16 protein-coding genes are annotated in these 19,785 nt (G+C 73.3%); 3 read left to right on the top strand and 13 right to left on the bottom strand.

Annotated elements, in window-relative coordinates; translation table 11 throughout:
- Window positions 1–17: 17 nt before the first annotated feature.
- The 5 genes from ACH5AR_RS22190 to ACH5AR_RS22170 form a co-directional block, all read right to left on the bottom strand.
- Window positions 18–2,282, bottom strand: a complete 2,265-nt coding sequence (locus tag ACH5AR_RS22190) for a right-handed parallel beta-helix repeat-containing protein (RefSeq protein ID WP_396303178.1) — start codon at window positions 2,280–2,282, stop codon at window positions 18–20.
- A gap of 273 nt (window positions 2,283–2,555) precedes the next feature.
- The gene (locus tag ACH5AR_RS22185; RefSeq protein WP_396303177.1) at window positions 2,556–3,245 is read right to left on the bottom strand and encodes an SDR family oxidoreductase; all 690 of its coding nucleotides are present in this window, start codon (window positions 3,243–3,245) and stop codon (window positions 2,556–2,558) included.
- Between the two features lie 13 nt (window positions 3,246–3,258).
- Window positions 3,259–3,783 (bottom strand): TIGR00730 family Rossman fold protein, encoded by a 525-nt coding sequence (locus ACH5AR_RS22180; protein WP_396303176.1) that lies wholly within the window; start codon window positions 3,781–3,783, stop codon window positions 3,259–3,261.
- 25 nt (window positions 3,784–3,808) lie between these two features.
- Complete coding sequence (gene mnmA / locus ACH5AR_RS22175) at window positions 3,809–4,945, bottom strand: tRNA 2-thiouridine(34) synthase MnmA (protein WP_396303175.1); 1,137 nt, start codon at window positions 4,943–4,945, stop codon at window positions 3,809–3,811.
- Window positions 4,946–4,992: 47 nt separating this feature from the next.
- Window positions 4,993–6,174 (bottom strand): cysteine desulfurase family protein, encoded by a 1,182-nt coding sequence (locus ACH5AR_RS22170; RefSeq protein ID WP_396303174.1) that lies wholly within the window; start codon window positions 6,172–6,174, stop codon window positions 4,993–4,995.
- Between the two features lie 199 nt (window positions 6,175–6,373).
- Here ACH5AR_RS22170 and ACH5AR_RS22165 point away from each other — a divergent pair, with 199 nt between their 5' ends.
- Window positions 6,374–7,141 (top strand): IclR family transcriptional regulator, encoded by a 768-nt coding sequence (locus tag ACH5AR_RS22165; protein ID WP_396303173.1) that lies wholly within the window; start codon window positions 6,374–6,376, stop codon window positions 7,139–7,141.
- Here the strand turns inward: ACH5AR_RS22165 and ACH5AR_RS22160 are convergent.
- The gene (locus tag ACH5AR_RS22160) at window positions 7,047–7,706 is read right to left on the bottom strand and encodes a trimeric intracellular cation channel family protein (protein WP_396303172.1); all 660 of its coding nucleotides are present in this window, start codon (window positions 7,704–7,706) and stop codon (window positions 7,047–7,049) included. The genes ACH5AR_RS22165 and ACH5AR_RS22160 overlap by 95 nt on opposite strands.
- 64 nt (window positions 7,707–7,770) lie before the next feature.
- On the opposite strand from ACH5AR_RS22160, the gene ACH5AR_RS22155 reads away from it, so the two are divergent.
- Complete coding sequence (locus ACH5AR_RS22155) at window positions 7,771–9,138, top strand: acyltransferase family protein (RefSeq protein ID WP_396303171.1); 1,368 nt, start codon at window positions 7,771–7,773, stop codon at window positions 9,136–9,138.
- A gap of 52 nt (window positions 9,139–9,190) precedes the next feature.
- On the opposite strand, the gene ACH5AR_RS22150 is transcribed toward ACH5AR_RS22155, so the two are convergent.
- Entirely contained in the window at window positions 9,191–11,122 is a 1,932-nt protein-coding gene (locus ACH5AR_RS22150; protein ID WP_396303170.1) for a BTAD domain-containing putative transcriptional regulator, read from the bottom strand.
- Window positions 11,123–11,233: 111 nt separating this feature from the next.
- Between ACH5AR_RS22150 and ACH5AR_RS22145 the strand changes: the two genes are divergently transcribed.
- Window positions 11,234–12,112 (top strand): alpha/beta fold hydrolase, encoded by an 879-nt coding sequence (locus tag ACH5AR_RS22145; RefSeq protein ID WP_396303169.1) that lies wholly within the window; start codon window positions 11,234–11,236, stop codon window positions 12,110–12,112.
- Window positions 12,113–12,191: 79 nt separating this feature from the next.
- On the opposite strand, the gene ACH5AR_RS22140 is transcribed toward ACH5AR_RS22145, so the two are convergent.
- The 6 genes from ACH5AR_RS22140 to ACH5AR_RS22115 all read right to left on the bottom strand — a co-directional run bounded on the left by ACH5AR_RS22140 (window position 12,192) and on the right by ACH5AR_RS22115 (window position 19,693).
- Window positions 12,192–13,259 (bottom strand): ABC transporter ATP-binding protein, encoded by a 1,068-nt coding sequence (locus ACH5AR_RS22140; RefSeq protein WP_396303168.1) that lies wholly within the window; start codon window positions 13,257–13,259, stop codon window positions 12,192–12,194.
- A gap of 34 nt (window positions 13,260–13,293) precedes the next feature.
- Complete coding sequence (locus tag ACH5AR_RS22135; protein WP_396303167.1) at window positions 13,294–14,364, bottom strand: ABC transporter ATP-binding protein; 1,071 nt, start codon at window positions 14,362–14,364, stop codon at window positions 13,294–13,296.
- Window positions 14,361–15,371, bottom strand: a complete 1,011-nt coding sequence (locus tag ACH5AR_RS22130) for an ABC transporter permease (protein ID WP_396303166.1) — start codon at window positions 15,369–15,371, stop codon at window positions 14,361–14,363. Before ACH5AR_RS22130 ends, ACH5AR_RS22135 begins: the two co-directional genes overlap by 4 nt.
- Window positions 15,372–15,468: 97 nt before the next feature.
- Complete coding sequence (locus ACH5AR_RS22125; RefSeq protein ID WP_396303165.1) at window positions 15,469–17,244, bottom strand: ABC transporter substrate-binding protein; 1,776 nt, start codon at window positions 17,242–17,244, stop codon at window positions 15,469–15,471.
- An 86-nt stretch (window positions 17,245–17,330) separates the two neighbouring features.
- Window positions 17,331–18,320 (bottom strand): ABC transporter permease, encoded by a 990-nt coding sequence (locus ACH5AR_RS22120; RefSeq protein ID WP_396303164.1) that lies wholly within the window; start codon window positions 18,318–18,320, stop codon window positions 17,331–17,333.
- A gap of 446 nt (window positions 18,321–18,766) precedes the next feature.
- Window positions 18,767–19,693, bottom strand: a complete 927-nt coding sequence (locus ACH5AR_RS22115; RefSeq protein ID WP_396303163.1) for an enhanced serine sensitivity protein SseB C-terminal domain-containing protein — start codon at window positions 19,691–19,693, stop codon at window positions 18,767–18,769.
- Window positions 19,694–19,785: the final 92 nt, after the last annotated feature.

Here is a 19,785-nt window from a genome sequence, read left to right as displayed (position 1 = left end):
CGTTCGTACGGAGCCGGTCAGTACGCCTGATAGCCGAACAGGTCGACGATCAGGTGCACCGGCGCGCCGCTCGCGTTGAAGAACGAGACCCTGCCGTCCTTGACCGGCACGACCACCTGGTTGGCGATGGTCTCCCCGGGCAGGAAGTTCAGGTTCGAGGCGTTGGGCGCCGGGTCGCCGTGCGGGTAGACGGTCAGGTGGCCGTCGGTGCCCGGCTCGGTGACCGTCACGTTCAGGGTCAGCGCCGTGACGTTCGGGATCTCGCCGACCGGGATCTCCACCGTGCCCCAGGCCGGGACGGTGCCCGCGGGGCGGGCCTCCGAGTCCCAGTGGGCGTCCTGGCGGGTGTCGAGGAGCCGGTACGGCCCGGCCGGGCGGTAGCTGGTCCTGCCGTCGGCGCTGTAGTAGCCCGCGAGGTCCGCGATCAGGTGCACGGTGCCGCCGGAGGCGTTGTAGAAGGACACCCTGCCGTCCTTCACCGGCACCGTCACCAGGTTCGGGATCGTCCGCCCGGCCGTCCAGTTGAGGTTGGAGGCGTCCGGTGCCTTGCCGCCGTGCGGGTAGACGGTCAGGTGGCCGTCCTGCTCCGGGTCGGTGACCGTCACGTTCATCGTCACGGCGGTGACACCGGCGGCCGGGACGCCGGCGACCCCGGCGACCGGCAGGTCGACGGTGCCCCAGGCGGGCACGGCCTGCGCCGCCGGGGCGCCGATCGGCGCCCGGGTGTCCAGCAGCCGCGTCGGCCCCTGGGCGTGGAACAGCGAGCCCTGGGTGCCGTAGTAGCCCGCGAGGTCGGCGATCAGGTGCACGGTGCCGCCGGAGGCGTTGTAGAAGGACACCCTGCCGTCCTTCACCGGCACCGTCACCAGGTTCGGGATCGTCCGCCCCGCCACCCAGTTCAGGTTCGACGAGTTCGGCGCCTCGTCCCCGTGCGGGTAGACGGTCAGGTGGCCGTCGGCGCCCGGCTCCGTCACCGTGACGTTCAGGGTCACCGCCGTCACGCCCTCGGCCGGGACGCCGGCGACGCCGGTGACCGGCAGGTCGACGGTGCCCCAGGCGGGCACGGCCTGCGCCGCCGGGACGCCGATCGGGGCCCGGGTGTCCAGCAGCCGCGTCGGCCCGGCCGGGGTGAAGGCGCTGCCCACGTCGAGGTTCTCGTTGGCGCCGCGGTCGCGGGTGCCGCGGCCCGTCCCGGTGTTGGGCACCGTCACGTCGTCCACCGGGGCCCAGCCCCCGCGGTCGGACGGCAGCATCCCGGGGGCGTTCTCGTCCGCCGAGTCGATGGTGACGTCCGGCAGGGCGTCCGGGCCCTTCCGGACCCACGACGGGGCGACGAAGTCGTGCGCGCCCTGGCCGGTGGCGGCGGTGAACGCCTGCTGGGTGCCGTACGTCGTACCGGCCCAGCTGTAGGCGGCGCCGCCGCTGCGCGAGTCGACCACGTTGTAGTCGGCCCTGGTGCCCGCGGCGGCGGCCGCCCCGACGGTGATGCCGGTGGCGCCGGCGGCCTTGGCTCCGCAGGGCTTCTCGAAGGAGGCCGCCGTGTTCACCACGTTGTTCTCGACCACCGCTCCGGTCGAGGCGCCGTCCAGCACGATCCCCGCGAAGCAGCTGGTGGCCAGCGTGTTGCTCACCACGACGGTGTTCGGCGCGTCCTGCACCAGGATGCCGGTCATGTCGTAGCCGGAGTTGGGCTGCAGCACGTTGGTGGTCAGCACGGTGCCGGTGGAGCCGCCGTCGACGGTGATCGTCGGCCCCCGCCCGCCGATGCTGCCGCGCCCGAACGTCACGCCGTCCGACCGGCCGGTGACCCGCACGCCGGTGCCGTCGAGGACGGAGGTGTTGTCGAACACCACGTCACGGGCGCCGTCGACCACCACCGCCGGCGTCTGGAAGGCGGGCATGACGGTCAGGTTCTCGAAGCGGACGTGCTGGGCGCCCCTGACCGTGAAGGTGCCGGCCGGCTTGCCCCAGCTGCCGATCCGAGCGCCGCCGCCCGGGCTGTAGTCGTTCCGCTTGGCCCGGAAGGTGATCGGCGCCCCGGCCGTGCCCGACGCGGTGACGGTCAGGTCCTCGGTGTACTCGCCGTCGGCGATGTCCACCGTCTGGCCCGGCTGGACGGCGGCCGCCGCCGCACCGATGGTGCAGTACGGCGCCGCCTGGGCACCGGTTCCGCTGTCGGTGCAGTGCGCACCCGCCGCGTTGTCGACGTAGAGCGTGCCGCCCGCCGCGGCCGCGGTGCCCGCGGAGACGGCCGGCAGACCGACCGCTCCGAGCAGCGTCACACCGGCGGCGAGGGCCGTACGGAATCTGGAAATGGGAGCCCTCCTGGGCGACTTGAAGCGCGAATGACGCTTTCTGCCCTCGCCTGGTCATCCTTGATCGACTGGAGGGCGGAGCGGATCATTCCACAACCGCAGGGGCCGCGCCAACGACAATTCCGCAGGCCACCGGGGAAGCACGGACGGCCCCGCCGCCGAGCGCGCGGCTCGGCGGCGGGGCCGTCAGGGGCTCCGCCGCGTACGGGAGGCCGGCCGGGCCGGCTCCCCGTACGGGCGCTACCGCCCGGGGCGGACGGTGATGTCGGTGATCTCCGCGTCGCGCGAGGCGTCGAGGGCGGCGAGGATGGCCCTGGCCACGGACCCGGGCTCGATCCAGCGGTCCGCGTCGTACTCCCTGCCCTCCTGCCGGTGCACCTTGACCTGCATCGCGGTGGCGGTGCGGCCGGGGTAGACGGAGGTGACCCGGACGCCGTGGGGGTGCTCCTCGGCGCGCAGCGCGTCCGCGAGCGCCTTGAGGCCGTGCTTGCTGGCCGCGTACGCGGACCACTCGGCGTGGGCGTTGAGGCCGGCGCCGGAGTTCACGAAGAGCACGTGGCCCTTGACGAGCCGCAGGGACGGCAGCAGCAGGCGGGTCAGCTCGGCGGGGGCGACGAGGTTGACGTTGAGCGTCTCCTGCCAGGCCTTGGGGGTCAGGTCGCCGACCGGACCGAGCTCGACGACCCCCGCGACGTGCAGCAGGGAGTCCAGCTCGACGGGCAGCTGCTGGTGCCCGAAGGCCCAGGACAGCTTGCCCGGGTCGCCGAGGTCCCCGACGAGGGTCTTCGCCCCGGGGAAGCGCTCGCGCAGTTCGGCGGCCCGACGGGCGTCGCGGGCCAGCAGCCAGAGTTCGTCCCCGCGCTCGGCGAGCTTCTCGGCCAGGACGGCGCCGATGCCGGAGCCCGCGCCGGTGATCAGATGTGCAGCCATGGTCCCGATCCTCTCAGGCCTTGAGCTGCGCGAAGGCCTCGGCGGGCGTGTCCGCGAAGGTGATCAGCTCGGTGAGCGGGCGGGGCAGGAAGCCCTCGGCGGCCATCCGCTCCAGCTGGGTGCGCAGGCCCGCGTAGAAGCCCTCGGTGTCCAGGACGACCACCGGCTTGTCGAACATCCCGTGCTTCCTGAGCTCCAGGACCTCGGTGACCTCGTCCAGGGTGCCCAGCCCGCCGACCAGCACCACGATCGCGTCCGCCCGCGAGACCAGCTCCCGCTTGCGTTCGGCGAGGTCGGGCGTCCACAGCAGCTCGTCGGCGCCGACGTACGCCTTGTGCCGCAGCATCTCCACCATCACGCCGACGAGCCTGCCGCCCGCCGCCTTCACCTCGTCGGCCAGCAGTCCCATCAGCCCGGCGTTCGAGCCGCCCCACACCAGGGTGTGCCCGCCCTCCCCCAGGAGTCGGGCGAACTCCGCGGCCGGGGCGGAGTAGCGGTCGTCGAGCGAGTACGCGGAGCAGAAGACAGAGATATTCATGATGGCGTCTGGTCTATCACGCCGCTCAGGCGGTGACGGCCGGGCGCTCGGTGGTGGCGATGGTGGCGGAGCCGACGACCCTCGTCCCGTCGTAGAGGACCACGGCCTGGCCGGGGGCGATGCCGCGCACCGGGGTGTCGAGCCGGACCCTCAGCTCGCCGTCCACCACCGAGGCGCTCACCGGCACCTCCTCGCCGTGGGCGCGCAGCTGGGCGGTGTAGCGCCCGCCCGCCGGCGGCTCGGTGCCGCACCAGCGGGGGCGGATGGCGGTCAACCCGGTGACGTCGAGTCCCTCGACCGGGCCGACGGTGACGGTGTTGTCGACCGGGGAGATGTCCAGCACGTAGCGCGGCTTGCCGTCGGCCGCCGGGCGGCCGATCCGCAGGCCCTTGCGCTGGCCGATGGTGAAGCCGTACGCGCCGTCGTGCTCGCCGAGCTTGGTGCCGTCGACGTCGAGGATGTCGCCGGTCGCGGTGCCGAGGTGCTTGGCCAGGAAGCCCTGGGTGTCGCCGTCGGCGATGAAGCAGATGTCGTGGCTGTCCGGCTTCCTGGCGACGGCCAGGCCGCGGCGCTCGGCCTCGGCCCGGATCTCCTCCTTGGTGGTGTCGCCGAGCGGGAAGAGCGAGTGGGCGAGCTGGTCGGCGTCGAGCACGCCGAGCACGTACGACTGGTCCTTGGCGCCGTCCACGGCCCGGTGCAGCTCGCGCGAGCCGTCCGGCAGGTCGACGATCCGGGCGTAGTGGCCGGTGCAGACGGCGTCGAAGCCGAGCGCGACCGCCTTGTCCAGCAGCGCCGCGAACTTGATCTTCTCGTTGCAGCGCAGGCAGGGGTTGGGCGTGCGCCCGGCCGCGTACTCGGCGACGAAGTCGTCGATGACGTCCTCGCGGAAGCGCTCGGCGAGGTCCCAGACGTAGAAGGGGATGCCGATCACGTCGGCCGCGCGCCAGGCGTCCCGGGAGTCCTCGATGGTGCAGCAGCCGCGCGCGCCGGTCCGGAAGGACTGCGGGTTGCCGGACAGCGCCAAGTGGACGCCGGTCACCTCGTGGCCCGCTTCCACCGCGCGGGCGGCGGCGACGGCGGAGTCGACTCCGCCGGACATCGCCGCGAGCACGCGCAGCCGGCCGGTGGACGGAGTGGTCGGGGCACCCGGGAAGTCAGTCATGATGGCAACAAGGGTACGGGGTGGCCCGCCTGTTCCCGGCGCCGAGATCAGCGCCGGACGGAGGCCAGCCCCGCGTTGCGCGCCCGCTGCACCGCCGGCCCGATGGCCTGCGCGAGCGCCGTCACGTCCTCCCGCACCGAGGTGTGCCCGAGCGAGAACCGCAGCGAGGCGCGCGCCAGCAGCGGGTCCACGCCCATCGCGAGCAGCACGTGGCTGGGCTGCGGCACCCCGGCGGAGCAGGCGGAGCCGGTCGAGCACTCGATGCCCTGGGCGTCCAGCAGCATCAGCAGGGCGTCGCCCTCGCAGCCGGGGAAGGAGAAGTGGGCGTTGGCGGGCAGCCGGCCCCCGGGCGACGGGTCGCCGTTGAGGACGGCGTCCGGCACGGCGGCCAGCACCGAGGCCACCAGTTCGTCCCGCAGCGCGCCCAGCGTGACGGCGTGCTCGGCCCGCCGCTCGACGGCGAGCGCCGCGGCGGCCGCGAAGCCCGCCGACCCGGGGGCGTCCAGGGTGCCGGAGCGCACGTCGCGCTCCTGCCCGCCGCCGTGCAGCAGCGGTACGGGCGTGGCGCCCCGGGAGAGCAGCAGCGCGCCGATGCCGAACGGGCCGCCGATCTTGTGCCCGGTGACGGTGAGCGCGGTGAGCCCGGACTCCGCGAAGGAGACCGGGACCTGGCCGAGCGCCTGCACCGCGTCGGCATGCACCGGGATGCCGTACTCGGCGGCCACGGCGGTCAGTTCGCGCACCGGCTGGACGGTGCCCACCTCGTTGTTGGCCCACATCACGGTGACCAGCGCCACCGAGGCCGGATCGCGTTCGACCGCCGAGCGCAGCGCCTCCGGGTGCACCCGGCCGTACCCGTCCACCGGCAGGTACTCGACCTCGGCGCCCTCGTGCTCGGAGAGCCAGTGCACCGCGTCCAGCACCGCGTGGTGCTCGACCGGGCTGCACAGCACCCGGGTGCGGGCCGGGTCGGCGTCCCGGCGGGCCCAGTAGAGGCCCTTGACCGCCAGGTTGTCGGACTCGGTGCCGCCGCCGGTGAGGACGATCTCGCTGGGGCGCGCGCCCAACGACTCGGCCAGCGACTCCCGGGACTCCTCGACCACCCGGCGGGCCCGGCGGCCGGCCGTGTGCAGGGCCGAGGCGTTGCCGACCACCCCCAGGTGCGCCGTCATCGCGGCGATCGCCTCGGGCAGCATCGGCGTGGTCGCCGCATGGTCCAGGTATGGCATAACCATCCGATTGTAGAGTGCGGTACCGCGCGGCCCTCCGGGCCCACGGGTCGATGGCACCGATCCGGCCAACCGCCGGCCGCCCGCGCCGCCCCCGGCGCACCAGGGACGGACGGCCGCGTCCGGCACTGGTTTGTACCACTGAGCCACCCAGCGGTTAGCCTGACGCCACCAGTCAGCCGGATCCACGGGAAACGCCATGTCGCAGTCGGTCGACCGCGCGCTGACCCTGCTCGACGCACTCGGCGACGCGCCGCTCTCGCTGGAGCAGGCCGCCAGCAGCCTCGGAGTGCACAAGTCCACCGCCCTGCGGCTGCTGCGCACCCTGGAGGAGCACGGCTTCGCCCGCCGCCAGCCCGACCTGCGCTACCGGCTCGGCGGCCGGGTGCTGTCGCTGGCCCACCGCGCGCTGGAGGACTTCGACGTCCGGCAGGTCGCCGCGCCCTTCCTCGCCGCCCTCAACGCCCGCTGCGGCTACACCGTGCGGCTCGCCGTGCTGCACGACGGCGAGGTGCTCTACCTGGACGAGGTGGCCGGGCTGCCGGGCACCGAGCCGTCCCGGCTCGGGCGCCGGGCCCCGGTCGAGGGGACGGCGGTGGGCCGGGTGCTGCTGGCCGGGCTGTCCGCGGGCGGCCTGCGCGAGGAGCCGGAGCTGGCGGCGGTGCGCCGCCGGGGCTGGGCGGCCGAGTCCCGCGAGCACCGGGAGCCGGTGACCTGCGTGGCCGCGCCGGTCGCGGGCAGCGGCGGGCGGACGGTCGCGGCCTGCGCGCTGAGCGCCCCGGCGAGCGAGGTGCCGCCGGCCGAACTGGCCCGGATGGTGCCGGAACTGCTCTGCACGGCCGAGGCGATCTCGCTCGCGTACGGCGGCTCGCCTACTCCTCGCTGGTGCGAGAACCGTTGCGGTGCCAGGCGCGGGGGGCACGCCAGCCGTACCGCAGGGCGAGCATCCGCAGCCCGAAGGCGGTGAGCGCGGCGGCGGTGCCGGTCAGGCCGGTGAGGCTGTCGGCGGCGATCAGCAGGGCGACGACGGTGGCCCCGACCAGGGCAGGGACGGCGTAGATCTCCCGGTCCCAGCGCAGCAGCGAGGGGATCTCCCCGGCCAGCACGTCACGGATCACGCCGCCGCCGGCCGCGGTCACCATGCCGAGGGCGATCGCCGAGACGGCGCCGAGCCCGAAGTCGTGCGCCTTGGCGGTGCCGGTCACGCAGAACAGCCCGAGCCCGAGCGCGTCCAGGGTCTGCACCGCCCGGTTGATCCGCTCGACCTCCGGGTGCAGGAAGAAGACCACCAGCGCGGCGGCCAGCGGGGTCACGAAGTAGCCGAGGTTGGTGAACGCGGCGACCGGCGTCGCGCCGATCACCAGGTCGCGGATCACCCCGCCGCCCAGTGCGGTGGCCTCGGCCAGCACGCCGATGCCGAAGATGTCCATGTTCTTGCGGACGGCGAGCAGGCCCCCGGAGAGGGCGAAGACGAAGATGCCGACGAGGTCCAGCGACTGCTGCACATCGGACGGGAAGAGCTGGGATGTCACCGTCCATGTGTACCCGATGCGTCCTGCGCCCCGGTGAACGTCCTCGGTCCGCTAGCCTCCGGCTGTGAAGCTCGTGAAGCCCCGGTCGCTGCGGTCGCCGCGGTCGACCCCGCCGACGCCGTCGAAGCCGCCGCACTCCCCCGCCGCCGCGCGGCTGGGCTGGCTCGACGCGCTGCGCGGCATCGCCGCCCTCGCCGTCGCCATGCACCACTTCGGGCTGCTCGACAAGATCCCCCACGCGGGCCGCCTCGCGCACCACCTGGACCTCGGCTTCTTCGGCGTGATGCTGTTCTTCCTGGTCAGCGGGTACATCATCCCGGCCTCGCTGGAACGGCGCGGCGACGTCCGGGCGTTCTGGACCGGCCGGCTGTTCCGCATCTACCCGGCGGTGGCCGTCGCGGTCGCGGCGAGCCTGCTGGTGCTGCCCCGCGGCGACCAGGTCGTCCAGGCCTTCTCCTTCGAGCACCCGGGGCTGTCGTTCGCCGCCAACGGCCTGCTGCTCCAGGACCTGCTGGGGGTGCCCAGCGCGCTCGGGGTGATGTGGTCGCTCACCTACGAGATGGTCTTCTACTACTTCGTCTGTGCCCTCTTCGTGCGGGGCTGGCACCGGCACAGCGCGCCGATCGCGGTCGGCTTCGCGGCCGTCGCCCTGGTGCTCGGCACCTGGCTGCCGATCGGCGGCCTCTCGGTGGACCTGCCGGCCACCCGGCACCTGGTGGCCGCGGCCGGGATCGTGGTGCTGACGGCGATGGCCTGCATCGCCACCGCCCGCCCGGACCTGACGCGTTGGGGCGCGCTGCTGCTCGGCGGCCTGGGGCTGGTCCTGATCACGGTGAACAACCGGTCGACCGGCTTCGAGACCATGCTGGTCTTCGCGACGATGTTCGCCGGCACCGTGCTGTACCGGTGGGAGCACGGCGCCCTCGACCGGCTCCCCGCCCTGCTCTGCTGCGCCTTCGTGCTCGTCACCGGCGTCACGGTCGGCTACCTGTACAACCGCGACACCGCGCTGTGGCACACCTGGACCCCGTCCTGGCAGGCCTTCTCGCTCGCCTACCTGGCGGCCTGGGCCCTGTTCGCGGCCGCCATGCTGCTGCGCCGCCGCCGGTTCCCGCGCTGGCTCAGCGGGCTCGGCACGATCAGCTTCTCGGTGTACCTGCTGCACGGCCCGCTGATGTACGTCCTCGGCTGGAAGCTCCGGAGCCTGCCGCCGATCGTCGGGCTGAAGGGCCAGGCCGCGCTCACCCTCGGCTACCTGGCGGCACTGGTGGTGCTCGCGTACCTCTCGTACCGGCTGGTCGAGATCCCCTTCCAGCACCTGGGCCGCCGGGTGGTCCGGGCGCTGGACCGCCGCTTCCCGGCGCCCGGCCCGCAGCCGCTCGCCGCGGCCGCCCCGGCCCCGCGCGCGCCGGAGGCCGCCGCCGGCGCCTGAGGAGGCACCGGGTCGTCGGGCGAACGGGCCCGGGCCCGCGGTTCACCGGCGCTCAGCCGGCGCAGGCCTCCGCCTCCGCCAGGTACCGCGCCACCGGCCCGAGCGTCAGCATCCCGCTGGCGGCGCCGGCGTGTTCCGCCCTGGCCTCGCGCAGGGCGGCCGCCGAGCGTGCGGCGGGGCCGCGCTCGCCGAGGCGTACGGCGGCGCGGGCGGTCAGGCACCACAGGGCCTCCTGGAGGTGGTCGTGCGGCGGGTCGGGCACCGCGGCCAGCGCGGTGCGGGCCTCCTCGACCCGGTCCTGGGCGAGCAGCACCAGCGGCCGCGCCCAGGGCCGGTACGGGCCCCAGTCGAGGTGCGGGTCGGTGGGGGCGGGCCGGTCGTGCAGCAGGCGCAGCCCCAGCAGGGCGAGCGGGAACAGGCCCCGGTGCAGCCCCGGCATCCCGGCCGTCCGCAGGGCGTCCTCGGCGGCGCGGTAGAGCGCCGCGGCCGTCGCGGCGCTCGGTCCGCCGGGTTCGGTGCTGCGGGCGGCCGCGGCCCGGGCCCGGAACCATCCGGTGAGGACGGGGACGAGCGGGGCCTCGGTGACGGCGGCGAGCCGTTCGGCGGCCTCGGCGTGCGCCGCGGCGGCGTCGAGGTCGCCGAGGGCCGAGGCGCACTGCAGGCGGACGAGCCGGCCGAGTACGGCGAAGTTCGGCAGCTCGTGCCGGGTGGCCAGGTCGAGGATCCGCGCGCCGGTGCTGTCCCGTTCCGCCGCGAGGCCGGGGCGGGTGAAGGTCTGGAGCAGCACCCCGTTGAGGGCGAACGCCAGCAGGGCGGGATCGGCCAGGCCGCGGGCCAGCGCCTCGGCCTGGCGGGCCGCTTCCCGCGCGCGCTCCCGCTCGGTCGCGGACAGGTCGGCGCTGCGGCTCTCGACGGCGACCGTGGCCAGCAGGCGGGCACGCAGGTCGGCGGGGCCCTCCGGGCCGAGCCCGGTGAGCGTGCGCTCGGCGGCCGCGACGACGGCGCGGGACTGCTCGGGGTCGTCGGCCCGGCTCCAGAGGGCGGGCACGTCGTAGGCGGCGATGATCCGGGCGGTCAGCGCGAGGTCTCCGGTGCGTTCCGCCGCCCGGATGGCGGCGAGGCGGTCGCGCCGGGAGCGCACGAGGGCGTCGCCGCCCGCCAGCGCGAGGGTGCGGGCGAGGTCCACGGTGGTGCGCGGGCCGAGCCGGACACCGCGGCCGGGCCACGCCGCGGGTGCGCCTTCGTCGGGCACGGCGCCGTTGAGGATGTCCGTCTCCAGGCGCCGGAGGTCGGCGCTGGGATCGAGTCCGAGCTGGTCGACGAGCATCGCGCGGGCGCGGCGCAGCGCGGCCAGCGCGTCGGCCCGGCGGCCCGCCCGGTACAGCGCGCGGGCCAGCAGCTCCCAGGCCGGCTCGCGCCACGGGTGCTCGCCGACGTGGGCGTCGAGGTCGGCGACGAGGTCGGCCCCTTCCCCGGAGTCGAGCAGGATGCGGGCACGCAGTTCCACCCCGTCCAGCCTCAGCTCCTCCAGTCGGGTCCGCTCGCGCTGCGCCCACGCGGAGCCGGTGACGTCGGCGTAGGCGGGGCCGCGCCAGGCCCCGAGTGCCGCCCCGAGGTCGGTCACCGCCCCGGGGTCGCGCCGGGCCCGGGCCAGGGTGTCCTCGAACCGGTGGACGTCCACGTCCTCGCGCGGCAGGCGCAGCGCGTAGCCGGGGCCCTCGGTGACGATGACGCGCGGCGGGTCGCGGGGCGGCCGGCCGGGTTCGAGGGCGCGGCGCAGCGCGGCGACGAACGTCCGCAGGGCGCCCACGGCGCGGGCCGGCGGGTCGGTCCACAGGTCGTCGACGAGGGTGTCGGTGGTGACCATCCGTCCCCCGGCGGCGACGAGCCGGGCGAGCACCTCGCGATGGCGGGGTCCCCCCAGGTCCACCGGGCTGCCGTCGTCGCCGAGGGCCCGCACCGCGCCGAGCACGTCGATTCGCATGCCCCCATCCTCCGCGCCGGGGGCCGGCTGCGCCCAACGGCACTGATCGGTTGCTGATCGGCCCCGCCCAGACTGGTCGGGTCGAGTCCCCGACCGGAAGTTGGTCCCCCCATGACACTCACCATTCCCGGCTTCGATCACCTCCGCCTGCCCGGTGCGGACGGTGTGGAGCTGGCCGCCGCCGTCGGCGGCAGCGGCAGCCCGGTCGTGCTGTTGCACGGCTTTCCGCAGACCCACCTGATGTGGCGGCACGTCGCCGAGCGGCTCGCCGACCGGCACACGGTGATCTGCCCCGACCTGCGCGGTTACGGTGCCAGCGACAAGCCCGCGGCCACCGGCCCCGAGGTGTACGCCAAGCGCACCATGGCCGCCGACGTCGTCGCCCTGGCGGCGGCGCTCGGCCACGAGCGCTTCGCCCTCGTCGGCCACGACCGGGGCGCCCTGGTCGCCTTCAGGGCGGGGCTGGACCACCCCGAGGCCGTCACGCACCTGGGCATCCTCGACGTGGTGCCGACGCTCGACATGTGGAACGTCCTGCACGGCACCTCGGCGGCGGTCGGCTACCACCTGTTCCTGATGGCGCAGCCGCCGGGCCTGCCGGAGACGATGATCGCGAACAGCGCGGACGCCTTCTTCGGCTCGTTCCTCGACGCCTGGGCCGGCGACCCGGCCGCCCTGCCCGGGGACGTGCGGGCCGAGTACCTGCGGGCGAGCGCCGCGGCGGTGCCGTCGATCGTCGCGGACTACCGGGCCTCGGCCGGCATCGACGTCCTGCACGACCAGGCGGACCTGGACGCCGGGTCGCAGCTGGCCATGCCCGTGACGGTCGTCCAGCAGGACTGGGGCGCCCAGCTGGGCTACGACGCCGCCGCGGTGTGGCGGGCCTGGGCTCCCGACCTGGACCACCGGCTGACCCGCGCCGGGCACTTCATGGCCGAGGAGGCGCCCGACGAGGTCGCGGCGGCCCTGCGGGACCTGCTGGCCCGCTGAGCGGAGGCGGCGGCACGGGCACGAGGAGGCCGCCCGCCCCGGCGGGCCCGGGGCGGGCGGTCTCCCGGCTCGGCGCGGCTCAGGCCTTCGCGCCCCCGGGCTCGTTCTCCGGGAAGTGGCAGGCCACCTGGTGCCCGGTCGCGAGCGCGACCAGCGGCGGCTCCTGGCTCGCGCAGACGTCCTGCGCCTTCCAGCAGCGGGTGCGGAAGCGGCAGCCGCTGGGCGGGTTGATCGGCGAGGGGACGTCGCCCTTGAGCAGGATGCGCTCGCGGCCGGCCCGCTGGCGGCGGCGCGGGTCCGGGACGGGCACCGCGGACATCAGCGCGGTGGTGTACGGGTGCATCGGGCTGCGGTAGAGCGCGTCGCGGTCGGCGATCTCGACGATCTTGCCGAGGTACATCACCGCGACCCGGTCCGAGACGTGCCGGACCACCGAGAGGTCGTGCGCGATGATCAGGTAGGTCAGCCCGAGCTCCCGCTGGAGGTCGTCCAGCAGGTTGACGACCTGCGCCTGGATCGAGACGTCCAGCGCGGAGACCGGCTCGTCCGCGACGACCATCTTTGGCTTGAGCGCGAGCGCCCGGGCGATCCCGATGCGCTGGCGCTGGCCGCCGGAGAACTCGTGCGGGTAGCGGTTGTAGTGCTCGGGGCTGAGCCCGCACAGTTCGAGCAGGTCCTGGACGGCCTTCTTGAGGCCGCCCTCCGGCACCGCGTCCTGGAGCCTGAACGGCGCGCCGACGATGGTGCCGACGGTGTGCCGGGGGTTCAGCGAGGAGTACGGGTCCTGGAAGATCATCTGGATGTCGCGGCGCAGCGGTCGCATCGCCCCGACGCCCAGGTGGGTGATGTCGGTGCCCTCGAACTCGATCGTCCCGCCGGTCGGTTCGTCGAGCCGGGTGACCAGTCGGCCCATGGTCGACTTGCCGCAGCCGGACTCGCCCACGACGCCCAGGGTCTCGCCGGCGTTGACGGTGAAGTCGATGCCGTCGACGGCCCGCACGGCGCCGGTCTGGCGGCGCAGCAGCCCGCCGCGGATCGGGAAGTGCCGGGTCAGGCCGGCCACCTTCAGCAGCGGCTCGCGGTCGGGGGCGGGTGCCGGCGACGCGCCTTCGCCCTGTGCGCGCGGTGCCGCCTGAGTGTCCGTCATCGGTTCTCTCCAGAAAGGTGGTACGAGGCCGGGCTCACAGCCGGGGCGCGATCTCTTCGGCGAAGACGCGGTGCCGTTCGTCGGCCGGCAGGTGGCAGGCCGCGAAGTGCCCGGGCGCGGCCTCGGCCAGCACCGGGACCTCGCCCGCGGAGCGCCCGCCGGTCCGGTCGGCATACGGGCAGCGCGGGTGGAAGGCGCAGCCGGACGGCACGTTGATCAGGCTGGGCGGGGTGCCCCTGACCGGCACCAGCCGGTCCTGGAGCTCCCGGTCCAGCCGCGGCATCGAGCCCAGCAGCCCCCAGGTGTAGGGGTGTTCGGGCGCGTCGAAGAGGGTCTCGGCGGGGCCGCGCTCGACGCACTTGCCGCCGTACATGACCAGGATGTCGTCGGCCAGCTCGGCGACCACCCCGAGGTCGTGGGTGATGATGATGACCGCGGAGCCGAACTCCTCCTGGAGGTCGCGGATGAGGTCCAGGATCTGCGCCTGGACGGTGACGTCCAGGGCGGTGGTGGGCTCGTCGGCGATCAGCAGGGAGGGGTCGTTGACCAGCGCCATGGCGATCATGGCGCGCTGGCGCATGCCGCCGGAGAACTGGTGCGGGTAGTCGTCCACCCGGCGGTCCGGCTGCGGGATGCCGACCCGGTCGAGCATCTCGACCGCGCGGGCCCGGGCCTGCTTCCGGCCGGCCTGGGGGTGGTGCACCCGGTACGCCTCGACGATCTGCTGCCCCACCGTGTAGTAGGGGTGCATCGCGGTCAGCGGGTCCTGGAAGATCATCGCCAGTTCGCGGCCGCGCAGTTGGCGCACCCGGTCCGGGCCGGCCGCGATCAGGTCCTCGCCGTTCAGCCGGATCTCGCCGGTGATCCGGGCCCGCTTGGAGCGGTGCAGGCCCATGATGCCCAGCGAGGTGACGGACTTGCCGGAGCCGGACTCGCCGACGATGCCGAGGGTGCGGCCCTTGTGCAGGTCGAAGCTGACCCCGTCCACCGAGCGGACCAGGCCGTCGTCGGTGTCGAAGTGGATCCGCAGGTCGCGCACGGACAGGAACGGGTCGCCGGTGGGGGCCGGGGCGGCGTCCGCCGGGGTCTTCTGGAGGTCGGTCACGAGATCCTCACCCGGGGGTCGACGAGGGCGTACAGGAGGTCGACCACGAGGTTGCAGACGACGATGAAGAAGGCGGCCAGCAGGGTGACGCCGAGGATCTTGGGCAGGTCGTTGTCGGAGATCGCCTGGACGGCGAAGTGGCCGACGCCCTGGAGCGAGAAGACCTGCTCGGTGATCATCGCGCCGCCGAGCAGCAGCCCGAGGTCCATGCCGAAGATCGTGACGATCGGGGTGAGCGCGGCGCGCAGCCCGTGCCGGGCGACGACCTTGCGCTCGGCCAGGCCCTTGGCCCGGGCGGTGCGGATGTAGTCCTCGCTCATGGTCTCCAGCATCCCGGCGCGGGTGAGCCGGGCGTACAGCGCGGAGTAGAGGAAGGCCAGCGAGATCCAGGGCAGGATCAGGTTGCGGGCCCACATCAGCGGGTCCTCGGTGAAGTCGACGTACTGCGGGTTGTCCAGGATCGGCCACTCGTAGCTGAACAGCGTGAGCAGCAGCGCGCCGGTGAAGAAGACCGGCAGCGAGACGCCGGCCAGCGCCACGCCCATGGAGAGCCGGTCGAAGATCGACCGCGGCTTGAGCGCGGAGACGACGCCGGTGGCGACGCCGGAGACCAGCCAGAGCACCGCCGCGCCGGCGGCCAGCGAGATGGTGATCGGGATCCGCTTGGTCAGCTCGGGCCAGACCTCCAGGTGGTTCTTGAAGGAGTAGCCGAAGCAGGGCACGTGGCAGGTGGCCGGTTCCGGTCCGAAGTTGTACTCGGCGCCGCTGACCAGCCCCTTGAGGAACTTCCCGTACTGGCTGTACAGCGGCTGGTCGAGGCCGAGGTTCTGCTTGACGGCCGCGATCGCCTCGGGCGACGGGTTCTTCCCGATGTACTGGGCGGCCAGTTGGTCGGCCGTCTCGCCCGCGAGGCGCGGGAGCAGGAAGAAGATCGCGAAGGTGACCGCGCTGACGACCAGCAGCAAAATCGCCGCCGCGATGATCCTGCGGATGATGTAGGCAAACACAGTTGGGCGGCTCCGGCGGCCGCCGCCGTCCGGGGTCTTCCGGACGGCGGCGGGCGCCGCTGCCTTCACCTGCCTTCAGGGATGCGGAGCCAGGCTCTTACTTGGTGGTGCCGATGTTCAGGTAGTCGTACTCACCCGAGAACGCCGACGTGGAGACCATGTTGGTGGCGTTGTCCGGGCGGTACAGGAAGACCTTGAAGTACGTCAGCGGCACGTAGACCGCCTGCTCCATGACCTTCTTGTCGATCTGCCCGTAGATCTTGTCGCGGCCCGCCTTGTCGGGGTTGACGGCGGCGTCGTCGACCAGCTTGTTGACCGCGGGGTCGTCCAGCTGGGCCAGGTTGTTGTTGCCGGACGGCTTGATGGTGCGGCCGTCGACGATCTGCTGGAGGAAGCCGTAGCCGGTCGGCCAGTCGGCGCCCCACTGCATCATCATCAGGCCGATGTTGTGCTCCGCGGCGAACTGCGGCGAACCGGCGCTGTCGGTCAGGTACTTGCCCTGCGGGTACTGCTGGATCTCGGCGTTGATGCCGACCTTCTTCAGCGCGGCCTGGATCGAGGTGGCCGCGGCGATCTCGGTGGCGCGCTCGGTGCGGGCGGACAGGACGGTGTTGATGCCGCCCTCCTTGCCGCAGGCCTTCAGCGCCTCCTTGGCCTTGGCCTCGTCGCCCTTGCCGTCCTTGGTCTCGTACAGGTTGAAGTCCTGGTGGCCCGGGATGTCCGGCGGCAGGACGGTGTTGGCGATCTGGCCGCGGATCGGGCCGCCGAGCGCGGTCTGCACCGAGACCTTGTCGACGGCGTACTGCACGGCCTTGCGGCACTCGACGTTGTCGAACGGCGCCAGCTTGGAGTTGATCGCCAGGTAGACCAGCCGGCCGCCGTAGGCGTTGTCGGTGTTGGCCTTCAGCTTGGGGTTCTGCAGGATCTGCGCCTGGGTCTGCGGGTCGACGCCGCCGCCGACCAGGTCGACCTGGGCGTTGCCAGCCAGCAGGTCCTTGTCGATGGTGGCCTGGTCGATGTTCATCCTGAGCACGATCTTGTCCGCGAGCTGCTTGCGGATCGGGTCGGTGCTCGCGTCCCAGTTGGGGTTCGGGACCAGGACGGCCTGCTTGCCGTCCTCGTAGGACTCGAACTTGTAGGAGCCGGAGGACACGATCTTCTTCACGTAGTCCGAGCCGGTGTCCTTGGCCTGCGGGACGGGCGCGGTCTGCGGGGCGCTGACCAGGTAGTCGAAGTCGGCGAAGGGGTGCTTCAGGTGGAAGACGACCGTGGTGTCGTCGGGCGTCTCGATCGAGTCGAGGCCGCCCTCCTTGTCCTTGTACGGGCCGGCGTACGGCGTGGCGTTGTCCACCAGCAGGTCGTGGAAGTACACCGGGCCGTTGGAGTTCACCTCCAGCGCGTAGTTCGAGCGCTCGACGGCGTACTTGACGTCCTTCGAGGTGATCGCACTGCCGTCGTCGTACTTCAGGCCCTTGCGCAGCTTGTACGTCCAGGTCAGGCCGTCCGCGCTCGGCTGGCCCATCGACTCGGCGAGGTCGGGGACGAGCTTGTTGCCCTCCTCGCCCGGCGCCGGGTTGAAGGTGGTCAGCGAACGGGCGTACAGGCGCGCGAAGTTGTAGATGTACGCGTAGTACGTGTTGCCCGGGTCGAGCGAGTCCGGGGTGCCCCTCATCTCGAAGGTCACCGTCCCGCCCTTCTTGTCCGAGGCGTTGACGACGCTCTTGGTGGCGGCGTTGGCGCCGGAGCCGCCCTCGGCGGAGCCGGCGGACGACGACGAGGACGAGCCGCCCTTCGACGAACTGGTGCAGCCGGTGACGACCAGGACCGCGGCGGCGGCCGCCGCGGTCAGGGCGACGGTACGGGACCTACGCATGGGTGAGATCAACCCCTTGAGGATGTGGAGGCGGTGGAGAGGACCTGGCGTCGCGCCGCGCTGACGTGCGGTCACGCGGCGGAGGGTCAGTTGCTCTTGGGATCGAGGGCGTCGCGCAGCCCGTCGCCGAGCAGGTTGAAGGCGAGCACGGTGATGAAGATCGCCAGACCGGGGACCACCATGTACTGGGGGTCCACCTGGTAGTACCGGATCGCGTCCTGGAGCATCCCGCCCCAGGAGGCCTGGGGCGGCTGGATGCCGACGCCGAGGAAGCTCAGCCCGGCCTCGAAGAGGATGTTGGTCGGGATCAGCAGGGTCGAGTAGACCAGGATCGGACCGACCAGGTTGGGCAGCAGCTCCTTGAACAGGATGAACGGGCCTCGCGCACCGAGGCTGCGGGCGGCGTGGACGAACTCCCGCTCGCGCAGCGAGAGGGTCTGTCCGCGCACGATCCGGCCCATGTAGGGCCAGTTGAAGAAGCCGATCACGAAGATCAGCACCAGCATGTGCAGCGGCAGGCCGTGCAGGCCGAAGGCCCCGCCCTGGAGCGAGGTCGAGATCGCGATGGCGAAGAGCAGCAGCGGGAAGGCCAGGAAGACGTCCATCACCCGGCTGATCACGGTGTCCACCCAGCCGCCGTAGTAGCCGGCCATGATGCCCAGCACGGTGCCGATGGTGTTGGACAGCAGGGTTGCGCCGAAGGCGACCAGCAGGGAGACCCAGGAGCCCTCGATGACGCGGGTGAGCAGGTCGCGGCCCTGCGCCGGGTCGATGCCGAGCGGGTGCTCCCAGCTCATGCCGCCCCAGTCGCCGAACGGCAGACCGCCGAGGTCGGCGTCCAGCAGGTCCTGGTGGAGGGCGTCCGGATCCAGCCCGAACACCGACTCGATCGGCTTGGCCAGCACGGCGAGCAGGATCAGCAGGATCACCACGACGCCGCCGGCGACGGCGGCCTTGTCCCGCTTGAAACGGGTCCAGGCGATCTGGCCGAGGGAGCGGCCCTCGATCTTCTTGGCCGGGCTCGCGGCGGCGGGTGCCTCGGGCTCGTTCCCGGCGGTGGTCACGGTTGCGGTCATGGTCAGTTGGTCCCCTCGCCGACGGTGGCCGGCCCACGGGTGCCGGTCGCCGGCTTCGGCGGTGCGGCTGCGGACGTGCGGAGGTGCTTAGGAGGAGCGGGTGTTGACGGCAGTGCGTCGTGCACAGGCACTGCCACCACGCGGGATGGGCGTCGCGTGGACGGGACTGTCGGCGTGCGCGCTCACCTTTGTGGGGCTCCAGTACGCGCGGTGCGTTGCGCAGAACTCTCTGCCATCCGAACTGGCTTGCGCCAGCCCTGCCAAGCGACAGATGCCCAACTGTGATCTGCGCGCATGCACCTCCCCGATCTTCGGCATATACCTCTTCACACAGCTGTAACTGCCATGTCAAGATGATCTGAGCACACGCCGGGGAATTCGTCCGGAAAGCATCGAAGCCGACTTGACGGACGATCAAGTCGGCTTCGCGGAATGGGTTTTGGGATTCAGTGCCCGGGGTACCCGGGCCACGGCCGCTGCGGCTGCTGCTGCCAGCCCTGCGCGGGCGGCTGGGTGCCGTAGGCGTAGCCCGGCACCGACGGCCCGGGGTACGGCGGCGGGGGCACCGGCGGGTACGGGCCGGTCGGCGGGCGGCCCGCCTCCCGGTCGAAGAACGGCCGCGCGTTGGCGCGCATCCACAGCGCCACCGGGTCGTACTCGTCCGACATCGCCACCGTGGAGACCGCCAGCCCCTCCGGGGCCACCGCGATCGCGCGCTGCATCAGCGCCCGCACCGCCTCCACCGCCGGCGGCGAACTCTCGTACAGGTCAAGGCCGATGGCCAGGTACGACTCCCCCACCGCGGGCTGCACCCAGGCCCGGCGCAGCGCCCGTACCGCGCGCACCTCGCCGGCCTGCCGCTCCAGCAGCGCGAAGAACGGCTGGGCGTTCAGCTGCGGCTCGCTCAGCTTCAACGGCCCGGCCGGCAGCCGGTCCAGGCCCGCGGCGACCCTGCGCAGGTCCGCCCAGGGCACCCCGACGCCGCCGCCGGGCGCGTGCGGGTTGAGCCACAGGCCCCAGCGGGTGCGGTACAGCGAGGCCGCGATCTCCCGGCCGGAGATGACCTCGTGGGCCCGCGCCCAGCCGGAGGCGGTCAGCTGTTCGGGCGAGGTGACGGCCGGTGCGTAGCCGTGGCCGCTGATCTCCATGTTCCCGTACTGGGCGTCCGGGCTGCCCGGCGTGCCGTGCCACAGCAGCATCCAGACCCGGCCGTCCGCCAGCGCGTGCAGCAGCCGCTCGTACGCGTCGTAGCGCTCCGGCGCGACATCGCGCAGGGCGCGCTCCAACGCGCCGGGATCAGCTCCCGGGCGCCCGGCGGCCGGGGCCTGGCCCCAGGCCCCCGGTACGCCGCCCGCTCCCGTTCCCGCACTCATGCGCCCACCTCGCCGCGCCTCTTTCCCTCAACCCGCCGACCCGTCGGCCGTCTGCACGCACCCTATGGCGCGGCACCGGCCACCCGCCACGG

The sequence above is a fragment of the Kitasatospora sp. NPDC018619 genome (assembly GCF_044391605.1).
Lineage (GTDB): Bacteria > Actinomycetota > Actinomycetes > Streptomycetales > Streptomycetaceae > Kitasatospora.
This window is presented reverse-complemented; position numbering and strand designations above follow the sequence as displayed.